The sequence below is a fragment of the Williamsia limnetica genome, assembly GCF_003217475.1.
Lineage (GTDB): Bacteria > Actinomycetota > Actinomycetes > Mycobacteriales > Mycobacteriaceae > Williamsia > Williamsia limnetica.
This window is the reverse complement of record NZ_QJSP01000007.1, coordinates 1-14,237: the sequence shown is the minus strand read 5'-3', so window position 1 is coordinate 14,237 and position 14,237 is coordinate 1. Positions and strand designations below refer to the sequence as shown.

Sequence of the window (14,237 nt, the reverse complement as noted above, 5' to 3'; positions counted from 1 at the left end):
CTGCACACCGGCGAACTACCGGTGTGGCCCACCAGGGCGACGTAGGCCCAGACGTGCCGACGACTTGGTCGGACGACCGCGACGGACCTGACGGATCGCCCGGCGCTCGGCGCGCCGCTCCCGGGGATGGAAGTCCCAGGTCTCCGGCCTGCTCGCCACCCAGCGTTTGGTGCGCCAGGCGAACGGTATGTGGATCAGGTAGGCACCGATGGCCACGCACATCAGCGCGTATGGGTAGGTCAACAGGGCTGCGGCGAAGAGTGCGACCCCGATCAGCACCAGCACCAGGGCATTGGGTGGCACCGCGTAGGACTTCAGGGACGCGGTCGGCAGGCGGCTGACCGCGAGTAGCGCCGTGAACGTCATCCAGCCGCCGACGAATGCGTCGGAGGTCCACCAGCCTTCTCCGAACTGCTGCTCGAGGCCGATTGGCAGTATGGCGATGAGGGCCGCCGCAGGCGCGGGCACGCCGACGAAGAAGTCCTTGGTGTACTGGGGTGAATCGTCGTCGTCGATCAGTGTGTTGAACCGCGCCAGTCGCAAAACGATTGCACAGCAGTAGATCAGCGACAGCAACCAGCCGACGTCGTTGCCTTGGAGCAGCAGGACGTACAGCGTCAGGGCCGGTGCGACGCCGAAGTTGATCGCATCGGCGAGTGAGTCGAGTTCGGCACCGATTTTGGTGGTGGCGCCGAGCAGACGGGCCACCCGGCCATCGAGACCGTCGAGCAGGGCTGCGGCCGCGATCATGGCGACGCACAGATGCACCCGGCCGTCGAGCGCGAACTTCGCTGCCGACAGTCCGGCACAGATGGCGAGCACGGTCAGCGCGGACGGGACGAGCAGCTTGCCGGTGTTCAGCGTGCCGGAGCGACTGGGTCTGGAGCGGCGCCTCGGCGCCTGCGGTACCCGGTAGGTGGTGCGGCGGACCGGTTCTTTGCGGACGGGCTCTTTCATGCCAGGCGAGCCAGCACGGTTTCGGCGCCGACGGCCCGCTGCCCGACGGCGACGAGGGGTGTGGTGCCCTCGGGGAAGTAGACGTCGACGCGGGAGCCGAAGCGGATCAGTCCGTAGGTGTCGCCGAGGGTGACCGCGTCACCCGGGCGGGCGTCGCAGACGATCCGGCGAGCGATGAGACCGGCGATCTGGACGACGGCGATCTCGGCGCCGTCGTCGGTGCGGATCAGCATCGCGTTGCGTTCGTTGGCTTCGCTGGCCTCGGGCAGGTCGGCGCTCACGAAGGTGCCGGGCCGGTACTCGACGGCCTCGACCTTCCCCGCTGCGGGAACGCGCTGGACGTGGACGTCGAAGATCGACAAGAAGATCGACACCCGTGGTCGGGGCGTGGCGGGTAGACCGAGTTCGGCCGGTGGCGCGGCGTGATCGACCAGGGCGACCTGTCCGTCGGCAGGGGCCACCACCACCCCTGGGGCGTTCGGCGGCACCCGGTGGGGATGCCGGAAGAACGCCGCTGTCGCAAGTGTCGCGACGGTCGCGGGGGTACGGATCCACCCGTGCCTGCGGCCGATGACGGCCACGGCCGCCGGTACGGCGACAAAGGGGATCCCGCCGCGGTGCAGCGGCGGTACGGTCTCTCGGACCAGGTCGGCAAAGTGTGCCAGGCGGGTCGTCGGCTCTGATTCGGTCGGCTTGGGGCGTCTGGCCATGGTTCCCATTGTCGCAGGCGGTGCGTTCGATTCGACCGTTGCGATCACGTCTTGTCCGAATTCGGCCGCGTCTTGTCCTAATTCGGCACCGTGAGCTGCAACGGAGGGCATATTTCCCTCGCCGGACGCGTGTGGGGACGAATGTGGTGGGTGCCGGTTCAGTCCTCGAGCAGCAGGGCCTCGATGATGCTCCCGGCCTCGACACGCTCGACGTCGGCGGCGATGTCGAGCAGCGCATTGGCCGACGCCATGAACGCCAGGTGGTGAGAACCTGGCGGGCCGATCGGTGCGACGGTCGGCTCACCGCCGACGATCTCGAGCTCTCCGCGCCGGAACTGCCGTTTACCCGGAGGCGAGGTGAAGGATTCGGTGACCCGGGCGTGCGCCGTCCGGCGCCTGCGGGGCAAGCCCATCGCGGCGCGCAGTGGAGGCCGGACGAAGACCTCGAACGACACCTGGGCGCTGACCGGATTGCCGGGCAACGTGATGATGGGAACCGCGGTACCCGCCGCGCTCGTGTAGTGCCCGCACCCTTGCGGCATACCCGGTTGCATCGCGACTTTCGTGAACTCGACACCGTGGCCGGTGAGTGCGTCTTTGACGACCTCGTAGGCGCCGGCACTGACCCCGCCGGAGGTGATGATGAGGTCTGCGCCCTGCTCGCGATCGACGTAGTCGTCGAGCCTGGCCCGGAACTCGTCGACGCTGTCGGGAACGAAGTGCACCTGCTCTGCGACTGCTCCCGCCTCGGCGGCTGCGGCGGTCAGCATCGCGCCGTTGGATTCATAGATCTGACCGTGGTCGAGCGGGGTGCCGGCGGGGACGAGCTCGCTACCGGTCGAGAGCACCAGAACCCGTAGCGGTGCGAAAACCTGGACGTGCGCCAGACCCAGCGCTGCCAGCAGTCCCAACTGCGGAGCGTGCAGCACCCGGCCGGCGGTCAGGGCGATCCGGCCCGGGGCGATGTCGGAGCCTGCAGATCGGATCGCGGCACCCTTGCTCACTGCGGAGTAGATGCGCACCTCGTCGACCCCGCCGTCGGTCTTTTCCACCTGGATCACCGCGTCGGCCCCGGCAGGCAGGGGAGCGCCGGTCATGATCCGGTGCGCGGTACCCGCCGACAGGGTGAGGTGATCGGTGCGACCGGCCGGGATGTCTTCGACCACCGGCAGGATCACCGGCTCGTCGTCGGTCGCGGCGGCGATGTCTGCGGCCTGCACGGCGTAACCGTCCATCGCGGAGTTGTCGAAGCCGGGCAGGGCCACGGTCGCGGTGATGTCCTCGGCGAGCACCCGCCCCAAGGCCTCGTTCGCGGGCAGGGTGACGGTTCGGGGCGACGCGAACAGTGCGTTCACGTGCTCCTGGTGTTCGGGAACGCTGCGCATCAGGCCTTCACTTGGTAGGTCGACAGGAACAGCGCCAGGGACAGCGCGGTCTTGGAGATCTCGCCGGGATCGACACTCTCGTTGGGCGCGTGGATCCGGCAGTTCGGTTCTTCGACGCCGAGCAACGCGATCTCGGCGCGTGGGGAGATCTCGGACAGGACGGTGCACAGGGGGATGGAGCCGCCCTGTCCCGAGAACACCACCTGCGAACCGTATGCCTTGCCCATGGCGGTGGTCAGGGCGGTGTAACCGGGGCCGTCGGTGGTGGCCGAGAACGGTGCGCCGGTGGCCAGCACCTCGACGTCCACCCGCGCGTGCCACGGGATGTGCCGGTGCAGGTGGGCTTCGAGGGCAGCGGCGCCGGCCTTCGGGTCTGTCCCGGGCGGCACCCGCAGGTTCAGCAGAGCCGCTGCGCGAGGGTTGATGGCGGCAGGGGCGTCGGAGGTAGGTGGAGCGTCGAGACCGATCACCGTCACCGCAGGGCGGGCCCACACCATCTCGGCGGGTGTGCCCGAGCCCAGCAGATCGACGCCGTCCAGCGTGGTCGAGTCCGCGCGGAACTCGCGCGATTCGTACGGCGCTCCCGGCCAGGCCTGATCACTCCGCAGACCGTCGACGGTGGTGTTGCCGTCGGCGTCGCGCAAGGTCGCCAACCCGGCGATGAGCGCGGCGAGGGCGTCCGGCGCGGCACCGCCGAACTGACCCGAATGCACCTCGGAGCCAAGGGTCTGCACCGACACCCGTACCGCGGCCATCCCGCGCAGGCTGGTGGTGAGGGTGGGTACACCGGGGGCGACGTTGCCGGTGTCGCAGATGAGGATCATGTCCGCGTCGAAGAGTTCCGGACGCGAGCGGGCCAGCCGGTCGAGGCCTTCGCCGCCTGCCTCTTCCGACCCTTCGATCACCACCCGGATCCCGATGGGTGGCAACGTGGACAGTGCTCGGAGCGCGGTCAGCAGGGCCACCACGTTGCCCTTGCAGTCCGCGGCGCCGCGGCCGTACCACCGTCCGTCGCGTTCGGTGAGGGCGAAGGGCGTGGTCTCCCATAGTTCATCCGGACCGGCCGGCTGGACGTCGTGGTGCGAGTACAACAACACGGTGGGCGAGCCGGGCGGGCCGGGCTGGTAGCCGAGAATGGTCTGGCTGCCGTCGGAGGTGTCCATCACCAGGGAGTCGATGCCGGCGTCGGAGAAGGCGCCGCGGACCCACGCCGCGCTGGCCCGGCAGTCATCGCGTTTGTCCGGGTCGTCGTGCACCGATGGCAGGGCAACCAGATCCGCGAGATCTGAGTGCGCGCGGGACATCAAACCGTTGACGCGCTTGGACAGGGTCGAGAGCTGGTCGGCCATGGTCCCCAGCATGCCGCAGTGACTCTGCGACGACCAGCTTCGCGTGAGGTGTTTCGGGCCCCGCGCCGGGCGCCCGGCGCTTTGAGCCCGGCGGCCCATCGTGCAACGACGCCGCGGCAGGACTAGGTTTCTCAGGTATGGCTGAAGGGTTGCTACTCGACATCGACGGGGTGATCGTCACCTCGTGGAAGCCGCTGCCCGGTGCCGTCGAGGCCCTCGAAGCCATCGCCGACTCCGGTCTGCCGCGGATGTTCCTCACCAACACGACGTCGCGTTCTCGGGGTCAGATAGCAGACACCCTCACCGATGTCGGGTTCACGGTGCGAGCAGACGAAATCCTCACCGCAGCGGTCCTGACCGCCGAATATCTTCGGTCGCGCCATGCGGGCAAACGGGTCGTGGTCCTCAACGAGGGGCCGGTGACCGAGGACATGGACGGCGTGGACCTGGTCGACGACGACCCCGAGGTCGTCGTCTTCGGTGGCGCGGGGCCGTCGTTCACACACGAGGTCCTCTCGCGCGCCCTCGCGTGGATGCTGGAGGGGGTCCCGGCCATCTCGATGCACCGTTCGCTGACCTGGGCGACAACGGGCGGCCCGAAGATCGATACCGGCGTCTACCTGGAGGGTCTGCAGAAGGCGACGGGCATCAAGATCCCGGCGATCGGGAAGCCCTCGCCGCTGGGTTTCCGGTCGGCGGTCGAGATGCTCGATGTGGGGGATCCGTCCGGCGTGGTCATGGTCGGCGACGACATGTACAGCGACGTGCTCGGGGCTCAGAAGACCGCGATGACCGGCGTCCTGGTGAGGACGGGCAAGTTCGTGCCGGAACAGCTCGACGCGCTGCACAGAGACGAGTTCGGGCAGGTACCCGACCATGTCATCGACTCGGTCGCGGACCTGCCCGAACTGCTGGAGAAACTCTCCACGCGCAGACCTGCCTAGTCGGGCCTGGTCACTGCGTCTGGGCCAGCTCGGCCTTGATCTTGCCCAGCGTCTGATTCATCCCGTCCACGAGTTCGGCGTCGAATGGCTTTTCGCCACCCATCGCCACGTTGATCAGCACCTGTGAGACCTTCTTCGTGTTGTTGGGTGCCTCACGCCGTTCGGTCAGCTTCACACCGTTTTCGCTCGGGGTGATGGTGAAGCTCCAGATGCTGCCGTTCTCCGTGATCCGGTACGCGATCTCTTTGTTTTCCTCGAAGCGAATCACCTTGGCCGTGGTCGGCCACACCAGGAGGCCACGCTTGTTCACGTTGATGGTCTTGGTTCCGAGGGTGACCGGTCCGCCGCCGCGGACGATGACCTTGCGGCATTGCGGGCTCCACTCACCCATCCGCTGGAGGTCGGAGACCACTGCCCAGACCTTCTCGGGGGTGGCCTTGATCTCGGTGGATGCTTCGAGCAGTGGGGCAGCCATGAATCTCCTGTCGGGTTCTATTCGTCAATGAGTGTTGTCATTATCCGATCAGGATCTTGTCATAGTCGCCGATCTGCTCGGACAGGGTTCGCAGATGATCTGCAGAACCACCGAGCGTGTGCTCGATGGCGAGCAGGCGGCTGACGTAGTGCCCGACCGGGTACTCGGCGGTGATCCCGATGCCGCCGTGCATCTGGATCGCCTCCTGACCGACCTTGCGGGCCGACCGGCAGATCTGGAGCTTCGCCCGAGAGGCGACGATGGGGTCGACGTCGCCCTCGGCGAGGCTGACCGTGGCGTACAGGCTCATGCTGCGGGCCAATTCGACCAACACGTACATGTCCGCGGCGCGGTGGGTCAGCGTCTGGAACGTGGCCAGCGGTACCCCGAACTGCTTGCGCTGCTTGAGGTATTCGGTGGTCAGGCGCAGCGCTTCCTCCATGGCGCCGACGGCCTCGGCGCAGAGGGCGACCTGCGCCACAACCTCGGCCTTGACGATCGAGGCGGCCGCATCACCTGCATCGAGAAGCGTCGCAGGAGCGTTCTGGAGATCGAGCTGGGCGCCCCGACGCGAGTCGTGAGTCCGAAAGTTGGTGCGCTGCACGCCGGTGGCGTCCGTCTCCACCAGGAACAGTCGGATGTCGCCGTCCAGGCGGGCGGTGACGACCAGGACATCCGCGCAATCACCATGCAGGACAGGGTTTTTACGACCCGTCAGCGTGTAGCCTTCGCCGGACTCCGTGGCGGTGGTGGCGACGGCAGCATTCGGCCACCGGTCACCGGGCTCATTGTGGGCGTACGCGGCCAGCAGCTCTCCCGAGGCCAGGGCAGGCAGATACTTGGCCTTCTGTTCCGCGCTGCCGGTGTCGGCGATGAGGCCGCCGGGGATCAGGACCGAATCGAGCAGCGGTTCAGGAGCCAGGGCTCGCCCGAACTCGCCGAGCACGGCCGAGATCTCTTCGGGTCCCGCACCCATCCCGCCGTCGTCCTCGCTGAACGAGAGACCGAGTATCCCGATCTCTCCCAGTGACTTCCACACATCACGGCTCCAGCCGAGATCGGTGTCGGTGACGTCGCGCAGTTTCTCGAGGTCGTACGACTTCGACAGGACATCGCGCGTGGTGTCGCGCAGCATCGTCTGCTCTTCGTTGTATTCGAAATCCATGGTGATTCCTTCGTGGAGTGAGAGGCGGTTCTACAGCCCGAGGATGGAGGAGGCGATGATGGTGCGCTGGACCTCGGAGGATCCGCTGTAGATCGACACCTTGCGGAAGTTGAGGTAGGTCGGCACCGACTCCTGCGCCCACCCGGGTGACGCGATGTCCGCAGCGTTCACCGCGAGGGAGTCCACACCCGCCAGGTCTGCCAGGATCTCGGTCGCGGCCTGCTGCAGTTCACTGCCACGTAATTTGAGGACTGACGAGACCGGATCCGGTTTGCCGTCGGCTGACGACGCGACGACGCGCAGCTGGGTCAATTCCAGTGCGAGAAGCTCGTTTTCGAGTTCGGCCAGGCGCGCGGCGAACAGTGGATCCTGCAGGAGTGTGCCGTCGCCCACTGGTGTCTTGGCTGCGAGTTCCTTGGCGGCGGTGAGGCGGTTCTTGGTGATGCCCGCACGCGTGACACCTGCGCGCTCGTTGCCGAGGAGGAACTTCGCGTAGCCCCAGCCGGCGTTCTCCTCGCCGACGAGATTTTCGACCGGGACCCGGACGTTTTCGAAGAAGACCTCGTTGACCTCGAAGCCGCCGTCGATCAGTTTGATCGGCCGGACCGTGACACCCTCAGATTTCATGTCGATGAGCAGGAAGCTGATGCCCGCCTGCCGCTTCGGCGCGTCGGGGTTGGTTCGGACGAGAGCGAAGATCCAGTCGGCGTACTGCGCCATCGTGGTCCAGGTCTTCTGACCGTTCACGACGTAGTGGTCGCCGTCGCGTACTGCTTTGGTCTTGAGCGACGCGAGGTCCGAGCCTGCTTCGGGCTCGGAGAACCCCTGGCACCACCAGATGTCGAGGTTGGCGGTCGGGGGCAGAAAACGCTCCTTGAGCTCCTGCGAACCGAAGTTGGCGATGACCGGGCCGACCATGTCGACGTTGAAGGCCAGCGGCTCCAGGACCGAGGCGAGGTTCATCTCGTTCTGCCAGATGTGCTTCTGCACCGGAGTCCAGTCACGCCCCCCGAACTCGGCGGGCCACTTGGGTACGGCGAGGCCGTGCTCGTTGAGCTTGCGTTGCACGGCCACCATGTCGTCCGGCCAGATCGACGTGCCGGCGGCGGCGCGCTCACGGATTTCCTTGGGGATTTCTGTGGTGAAGAACGTGCGCATTTCCTCGCGGAAGGCGACGTCGGAGTCGCTGAGTTTGAGATGCATGGTTCCTTGATACTCCCGTTCGTCTACCCGCGTATGACACTGATCACATAGAGCCGTCTGCTCATCGAAACAGAGTTTTACTCTTCGGTCAAACTTTGGTCTACCCGCCGGTCCGATGTCATAAACTGCGCGGATGGCAGGAGTCCGGCACGCTTCGGTGGGAAAGTCTGCGCGTCGCAGCAACGGCAATCGTCCGAGTGACGAGACGTTGCTCGACGCCGCGCGGGATGTGTTCGACGGGGCCGGCTATCACGCGACGTCGATGGAGGCGATCGCCCACCAGGCGAACTCGACGAAACCAACGCTCTACGCACATTTCGGTAGCAAGGAACAGCTCTATCGCGCAGCCCTGGAACGGGAGGCCTCGCAACTACGCGGTTGGCTTTTCGAGGCGTACGAGTCGGTGGCCGGGCTGACCATGGAAGAGCAGGTGCGGGCCGACATGCTGGCGTTCTTCCGCTACGCGACCACGCACCCTTCCGGCTTCGGGCTGCTGTTCGGTGACACCGGATCGGGCCCGGCCGCCGAGGTGCGCGACAACCTGGTCCATGCCATCACCGACCAGATCGCGGTGCGGATCCGGGCGTACTACATCCAGCGCTCACTGCCGCCGCCCGCGCAGAGCGCCGAACTGCTCGCGTCGATGCTGGTCGGCATTGCCATACACGGTGGAAGGCAGGCGTTGCTGCTCTCGTTGCCGCCCGCCGATGTAGGGGTGTTCGCGACAGCGCTCGCTCACGCCGGGTTGCAGCATCTTGCCCCGGCCCACATGGAGGCCATCGACGACCTCGGTTGACCGGCTTCTTCCGACCGGCGATTCCGTCGTGTGTAGGCGTTCGACGGGCTCTTCCGCGCGACCACTAGCGTGTGCACCGTGAGTATCGACAATCATCGTCCGCAAACGGCGTCTCGTCGCGCCGAGCCGGGCGGCGACGTCGACACCCGGAGCCTGCCGATCTACGAGGCCGGCGCGATCGACGTGCCCTTCGTCATCGCGGGAATGTACGAGAACGTCTCGCGCGACACCCTGTGGGAAGAGCACTCGCACCCGACCCACGAACTGTTGTGGAGTGAGCGTGGCGCGTCGTCGGCGAACATCGGACCGCGGATCTGGACGATCACCCCTGCGATCGCTCTGTGGATACCCGCGGGGGTGCGGCATTCGGGCTGGACGCCGGCTGGAACACTCTTGCGCGCTGCACAATTCAGTATCCGGCACGTGCCATCGATCTCCTCGGGGCCCGTCGCGGTGGAGGCTTCTCCCTTGCTGCGGTTGCTCCTCGACCGACTGACGGTCGCGGACATCGACGACGCTTCGCGGGCGATGACCGAGACGATGGTGCTCGACATCCTGGCCCCGGCCCCGAACGAGCTCCTGCTACGAGTCCCCGAATCGCCGCTGCTGGCGCCCATCGTGGCCGCGGTCGGTGCCGACCCGGCGGACGCAACGCCGTTGGCCGAGTGGTCCAGGCGGCTCGGGGTGAGCGCCCGCACGATCACGCGTGCCTTTCTCGCCGAGACCGGGGTCGGTTTCGCGCGCTGGATCGCCACTGCCCGCGTGCAGCACGCGATCACACTGCTCGCCGAGGGGCAGGGCATCGACGACATCGCCTTCACCGTCGGGTTCCGCTCGGCCAGCGCGTTCGGAACGGCTTTTCGCCGGGTCACCGGAATGAGCCCGGGCCGCTTCCGGGAGCAGTGAGGGGCAACGTCCCACACGCTGCACCTTGTCCGTTTCGCTAAGAAGTGTGTCCCAAATGCTTGATTGCAAACTCTTTAAGGAGTGCCTAGCCTTCTGTTAGGTAATCCTTACCGACCTTGCCGCAGGCCCGGATCAGCGTCCGCGCCCGGCACGTCAACACCCTGAGTTCTTTGATCGAAAGGCAACCATGTCTCGCGCACCGAAGTTGGTGGCACTGGCAGCAGCCGCACTACTCACCGTCGGAATATCGGCATGCTCGTCGAACGACGACAACGGCGGTGGCGGCGGCTTCGAAACGATCACCATCGAGCACGCGCTCGGCACCACGGTGATCAACGAGAAGCCCGAGCGGATCGCCACTGTGAACTGGGCAAACCAGGAGGTGCCTCTGGCCCTCGGAGTGGTGCCGGTGGGTATGGCCGCCGCGAACTTCGGTGATGACGACGGCGACGGCCTCCTGCCGTGGGTGGACGAACGTCTGCAGGAGCTCGGTGGAGAGCCGCCGGTGCTCTTCGACGAGACGGACGGTGTCGACTTCGAAGCGGTCGCCAACACCAATCCCGATGTGATCCTGGCCGCGTACTCCGGGCTGACGCAAGAGGACTACGACACCCTCAGCGAGATCGCACCCGTCGTCGCATTCCCCGAGACCGCGTGGGGCACCCCGTGGCGCGAGATGATCCAGTTGAACAGCCAGGCCATGGGCATGGCGGCCGAGGGTGACGAACTCATCGCCTCGCTCGAGACCGAAATCGACGCAGCAGTCGCGAAGTTCCCTCAGTTGCAGGGCAAGTCGGCCATGTTCCTCACCCACGTCGACCCGTCCGACCTGAGTGAGGTCAGCTTCTACACCACGCACGACACGCGCCCGATGTTCTTCGAAGACCTGACCCTGACCACCCCGGCCAGCATCGAAACGGCTTCGGCAGAGACCGACAAGTTCTCGCTGACCCGCAGCGCCGAGCAGGTCGACGGCATCAGCGACGTCGACATCATCGTCACCTACGGCTCCGACGAGATCATCGCCGCACTCAAGGCTGACCCGCTGCTGGCCCAGATCCCCGCGGTGGCCAACAACGCGATCGTGAGCCTTCCGAGCACCCCGCTGGGTACCGCCGCGAATCCCACTCCGCTGTCGATCTCGTTCGTGCTCAACGACTACTTGACGATGCTCGCGCAGGCCGCCGACAACGCCAAGTGACGAGTAGTAATCCCGGTTCGATCACCAAGTCCCCGGCCCTCCCGGGTGTCGCCGCCGTGCGACGCCCGCGGAGGGTCCGGGCAGTGGGTCTGCTCGCCGTCACCGCGGGCCTGCTTGTCCTCGGGATCATCTCGATAAAGATCGGATCCAGGGACGTCGACTGGTCCGACGTGTTCACCGTGCTCGGCGGAGACAGTTCCGGACTCGATCAGGCTGCCGTCGAAAAGCGCATCCCGCGAACGCTTCTGGCGATGCTCGCCGGCGCAGCACTAGGTGTGTCCGGCGCCGTGATGCAGGGGGTGACCAGGAATCCACTGGCAGATCCGGGAATTCTCGGAGTCAACATGGGTGCGTCTCTCGCCGTGGTCGTCGGCATCGCCTATTTCGGCCTCGACACCCCGTCGGGGTTCATCTGGGTCGCCATCATCGGGGCCGGTGTCGCGGCGGTTTTCGTGTACTGCGTCGGATCCCTCGGCCGCGGTGGCGCGACCCCTCTCAAACTGGCCCTTGCCGGTGCCGCGACCTCGGCCGCCCTGGTGTCGTTTGTCACCGCTGTAGTGCTCGGACGCAACGATATCGCCGACACCGCGCAGTCGTGGCGCATCGGCGGGGTCGGTGGTGCGACCTATCCCAGTATCGAGCAGGTACTGCCCTTTCTGATCGTGGGATTCGCCGTCTCGCTGTTGTCGGCGCGCGGACTGAACTCCCTGGCCCTCGGCGACGATCTTGCGGCCGGACTGGGTGAGCGAGTTGCACTGGTACGCGGGGCATCCGCGTTCGGCGCCGTGATCCTGTGCGGCGCCGCCACCGCGGTCTGTGGACCCATCGCCTTTGTCGGACTGGTGGTCCCGCACGCCTGTCGCCTGATCGTCGGTGTCGACCACCGCTGGCTACTGCCGTTCTCGGCGATCACCGGCGCCGCCTTGCTGACTGCCGCCGACGTCCTCGGCCGCATCATCGCGCGCCCCGCAGAGATCGACGTCGGAATCCTGACTGCCCTGATCGGCGCCCCGTTCTTCATCTACATCGTCCGCCGGCAGAAGGTGAGTGCACTGTGACGGCAGAAGTGCTGAAACCGGTAACCGTCCTCACTGCCGACGACATCGCATCGCGGCGCCGCGGTCGGGGAGTCCGGCGGCGCGTTGTCATCGCAGTGCTCGCCACGCTTGTCGTTGCAGCCTTCGCGATCTCACTGATGTTCGGTCAGACGTTCTATCCGCCCGGCGACGTTCTGCGGGTGATCTTCGGGGAGCAGGTGCAGGGGGCGACCTTCACCGTCGGCCGACTGCGACTTCCGCGCGCTGTGTTGGCGTTGACCACGGGGGTGTGCTTCGGTCTCGCGGGAGTGACCTTCCAGACTATGCTCCGCAACCCGCTGGCCAGCCCGGACATCATCGGTATCAGTGCCGGTGCCAGTGCCGCAGCGACATTCGCGATCGTGACGCTGTCGCTCGGTGCCACGCAGGTTTCGATCTTCGCGATCGCCTCCGGCCTGGCGATCGCGCTGCTCATCTATGTGCTCTCGTTCAAGAACGGTGTCGGCGGCACCCGCCTGATCCTGATCGGTATCGGTATCGCGGCGATGCTGCACAGCGTCACCGACTATCTCCTCGATCAGGCCTCCGAGTGGGACCAGCAGGCAGCCATGCGCTGGCTGACCGGCAGTCTCAACGGGGCGTCGTGGACCCAGGTCATCCCCGTCGTGGTCGCTCTGGTGGTCTTGACGCCCGTATTGCTCGGCCAGACCCGCAATCTGGACGTCTCGAGGCTCGGTGACGACACCGCCTCGGCACTCGGTGTCCGGGTCAACCGGCTGCGCCTCATCGTCATCGTCGCCGCAGTGGGGGTCCTGGCCTTCGCCACCGCTGCCGCCGGGCCCATCGCCTTCGTCGCGTTCCTGGCCGGGCCCATCGCAGCGAGGCTGGTCGGGCCCAACGGGTCGCTGGTCATCCCGTCGGCTCTGGTCGGCGCCCTATTGGTCTTGGTCGCCGATTTCGCAGGCCAGTACGCCTTCGACACCCGCTTTCCCGTCGGCGTGGTCACCGGTGTCCTCGGTGCCCCCTACCTCATCTATCTGATCGTTCGCACCAACCGTGCCGGAGGCTCGCTGTGACCACCGACCATCAGCTCGTCGTCGAGAATCTCACCCTCGGCTACGGCGACCACACCGTCATCGAAGGACTCGATCTCCTGGTACCGCCGGGGAAGGTCACGGCGATCGTCGGGGCCAACGCCTGCGGTAAATCGACTCTCCTGCGGTCGATGTCGCGACTGCTCTCTCCGCGCGGCGGACGGGTGTTGCTCGACGGCAGGGAAGTTCATCGCACTCCGGCGAAACAGCTGGCCCGCACCCTGGGGCTGCTGCCGCAATCGCCGATCTCGCCCGAAGGCATCACAGTGGCCGACCTGGTGGGTCGGGGGCGGCATCCCCATCAGGGGATCTTCGCCCGCTGGAGCCGGGAGGACGACGAGGCCGTCGCCGACGCGCTGACGGTCACCGAGACGGCTGTTCTGGCTGATCGTCCCGTCGACGAATTGTCCGGTGGTCAGCGCCAACGTGTCTGGATCGCAATGGCTCTGGCCCAGCAGACGGATCTGCTGCTGCTGGACGAACCGACCACGTTTCTCGATGTCAGTCATCAGATCGAGGTCCTGGATCTGCTCACCGATCTCAACCGCGAACGTGGCACCACCATCGTCATGGTGCTCCACGATCTGAACATGGCCGCCCGGTACTCGGACCATCTGGTGGCGCTGGCAGGCGGAAAGATCCATGCCACAGGTGATCCCGCGGAGGTGCTGACCGAGGTGAACGTGCGTGCGGTCTTCGGCCTCGACAGCCAGGTGATCATCGACCCGACGTCCGGAAAACCCTTGATGCTCCCGCTCGGTCGTCATCACGTGCTGTCCGAGCGCTAGCCGACCGCCACAAAAGCACACTCTCGAGTCATTTGCACACGTTCAAGAGGCTGTTGCCTAATCCCCGCGGGCGTGTTTGATCGTGGGGGCGTGGCCCGATCGGGGATTGGCCCGGGGCCTTGGCCCGGGGTTAGATGGTGGCGAGGTTGTTGACTTTCACGTAGCGCAGGAAGTTGGTGGCTGCGGCGGAGAGGATGAGTTCAGATTGTGCGGCTGCGAGGCCGCGT

Annotated in this window: 14 protein-coding genes; 7 read left to right on the top strand and 7 right to left on the bottom strand. The window is 66.4% G+C overall.

Translation table 11 applies throughout. The features are described from left to right. Positions 1-15: 15 nt before the first annotated feature. The 4 genes from DFR67_RS12600 to DFR67_RS12585 form a co-directional block, all read right to left on the bottom strand. Positions 16-957, bottom strand: coding sequence for a CDP-alcohol phosphatidyltransferase family protein (locus DFR67_RS12600; RefSeq protein WP_110469904.1), 942 nt, complete (start codon positions 955-957; stop codon positions 16-18). Further along, positions 954-1,667, bottom strand: coding sequence for a phosphatidylserine decarboxylase (locus tag DFR67_RS12595; RefSeq protein ID WP_110470098.1), 714 nt, complete (start codon positions 1,665-1,667; stop codon positions 954-956). Before DFR67_RS12595 ends, DFR67_RS12600 begins: the two co-directional genes overlap by 4 nt. 158 nt (positions 1,668-1,825) lie before the next feature. Further along, positions 1,826-3,052, bottom strand: coding sequence for a molybdopterin molybdotransferase MoeA (gene moeA, locus DFR67_RS12590; RefSeq protein WP_110469903.1), 1,227 nt, complete (start codon positions 3,050-3,052; stop codon positions 1,826-1,828). Then, a complete protein-coding gene (locus tag DFR67_RS12585) occupies positions 3,052-4,401 on the bottom strand; it encodes a dipeptidase (RefSeq protein WP_110470097.1) in 1,350 nt (449 codons plus the stop codon). The genes moeA and DFR67_RS12585 overlap by 1 nt, the downstream gene beginning before the upstream one ends. A gap of 137 nt (positions 4,402-4,538) precedes the next feature. On the opposite strand from DFR67_RS12585, the gene DFR67_RS12580 reads away from it, so the two are divergent. Beyond that, positions 4,539-5,345: an HAD-IIA family hydrolase gene (locus DFR67_RS12580; protein WP_110469902.1), complete on the top strand. Its 807-nt coding sequence runs from the start codon at positions 4,539-4,541 to the stop codon at positions 5,343-5,345. Between the two features lie 10 nt (positions 5,346-5,355). Here DFR67_RS12580 and DFR67_RS12575 read toward each other — a convergent pair whose 3' ends face one another. The 3 genes from DFR67_RS12575 to DFR67_RS12565 are packed head-to-tail and all read right to left on the bottom strand — an operon-like array spanning position 5,356 to position 8,188. Further along, positions 5,356-5,820, bottom strand: coding sequence for an SRPBCC family protein (locus tag DFR67_RS12575; protein WP_110469901.1), 465 nt, complete (start codon positions 5,818-5,820; stop codon positions 5,356-5,358). Positions 5,821-5,860: 40 nt separating this feature from the next. Then, entirely contained in the window at positions 5,861-6,985 is a 1,125-nt protein-coding gene (locus tag DFR67_RS12570) for an acyl-CoA dehydrogenase family protein (protein ID WP_110469900.1), read from the bottom strand. A gap of 30 nt (positions 6,986-7,015) precedes the next feature. Beyond that, positions 7,016-8,188 (bottom strand): acyl-CoA dehydrogenase family protein, encoded by a 1,173-nt coding sequence (locus DFR67_RS12565; RefSeq protein ID WP_110469899.1) that lies wholly within the window; start codon positions 8,186-8,188, stop codon positions 7,016-7,018. A gap of 133 nt (positions 8,189-8,321) precedes the next feature. On the opposite strand from DFR67_RS12565, the gene DFR67_RS12560 reads away from it, so the two are divergent. The 6 genes from DFR67_RS12560 (at position 8,322) to DFR67_RS12535 (ending at position 14,010) form a co-directional block, all read left to right on the top strand. After that, positions 8,322-8,984 carry a TetR/AcrR family transcriptional regulator gene (locus DFR67_RS12560; RefSeq protein WP_110469898.1) on the top strand — a complete coding sequence of 221 codons (663 nt, stop codon included), beginning with the start codon at positions 8,322-8,324 and terminating at the stop codon, positions 8,982-8,984. Positions 8,985-9,062: 78 nt separating this feature from the next. Beyond that, positions 9,063-9,890 (top strand): AraC family transcriptional regulator, encoded by an 828-nt coding sequence (locus tag DFR67_RS12555; protein WP_245937912.1) that lies wholly within the window; start codon positions 9,063-9,065, stop codon positions 9,888-9,890. 187 nt (positions 9,891-10,077) lie between these two features. After that, positions 10,078-11,091, top strand: a complete 1,014-nt coding sequence (locus DFR67_RS12550) for an iron-siderophore ABC transporter substrate-binding protein (protein WP_110469897.1) — start codon at positions 10,078-10,080, stop codon at positions 11,089-11,091. 56 nt (positions 11,092-11,147) lie between these two features. Continuing rightward, positions 11,148-12,149, top strand: a complete 1,002-nt coding sequence (locus tag DFR67_RS12545) for a FecCD family ABC transporter permease (protein WP_110470095.1) — start codon at positions 11,148-11,150, stop codon at positions 12,147-12,149. After that, the gene (locus DFR67_RS12540) at positions 12,146-13,204 is read left to right on the top strand and encodes a FecCD family ABC transporter permease (RefSeq protein WP_110469896.1); all 1,059 of its coding nucleotides are present in this window, start codon (positions 12,146-12,148) and stop codon (positions 13,202-13,204) included. The genes DFR67_RS12545 and DFR67_RS12540 overlap by 4 nt, the downstream gene beginning before the upstream one ends. Further along, the gene (locus DFR67_RS12535; protein ID WP_110469895.1) at positions 13,201-14,010 is read left to right on the top strand and encodes an ABC transporter ATP-binding protein; all 810 of its coding nucleotides are present in this window, start codon (positions 13,201-13,203) and stop codon (positions 14,008-14,010) included. The genes DFR67_RS12540 and DFR67_RS12535 overlap by 4 nt, the downstream gene beginning before the upstream one ends. The last annotated feature ends 227 nt before the right edge of the window (positions 14,011-14,237 follow it).

Bases quoted from the DNA above. Each gene is read 5' to 3' on its own strand.
- DFR67_RS12600 (WP_110469904.1), bottom strand. From the start codon at position 957: ATGAAAGAGCCCGTCCGCAAAGAACCGGTCCGCCGCACCACCTACCGG.
- DFR67_RS12595 (WP_110470098.1), bottom strand. From the start codon at position 1,667: ATGGCCAGACGCCCCAAGCCGACCGAATCAGAGCCGACGACCCGCCTG.
- moeA (WP_110469903.1), bottom strand. From the start codon at position 3,052: ATGCGCAGCGTTCCCGAACACCAGGAGCACGTGAACGCACTGTTCGCG.
- DFR67_RS12585 (WP_110470097.1), bottom strand. From the start codon at position 4,401: ATGGCCGACCAGCTCTCGACCCTGTCCAAGCGCGTCAACGGTTTGATG.
- DFR67_RS12580 (WP_110469902.1), top strand. From the start codon at position 4,539: ATGGCTGAAGGGTTGCTACTCGACATCGACGGGGTGATCGTCACCTCG.
- DFR67_RS12575 (WP_110469901.1), bottom strand. From the start codon at position 5,820: ATGGCTGCCCCACTGCTCGAAGCATCCACCGAGATCAAGGCCACCCCC.
- DFR67_RS12570 (WP_110469900.1), bottom strand. From the start codon at position 6,985: ATGGATTTCGAATACAACGAAGAGCAGACGATGCTGCGCGACACCACG.
- DFR67_RS12565 (WP_110469899.1), bottom strand. From the start codon at position 8,188: ATGCATCTCAAACTCAGCGACTCCGACGTCGCCTTCCGCGAGGAAATG.
- DFR67_RS12560 (WP_110469898.1), top strand. From the start codon at position 8,322: ATGGCAGGAGTCCGGCACGCTTCGGTGGGAAAGTCTGCGCGTCGCAGC.
- DFR67_RS12550 (WP_110469897.1), top strand. From the start codon at position 10,078: ATGTCTCGCGCACCGAAGTTGGTGGCACTGGCAGCAGCCGCACTACTC.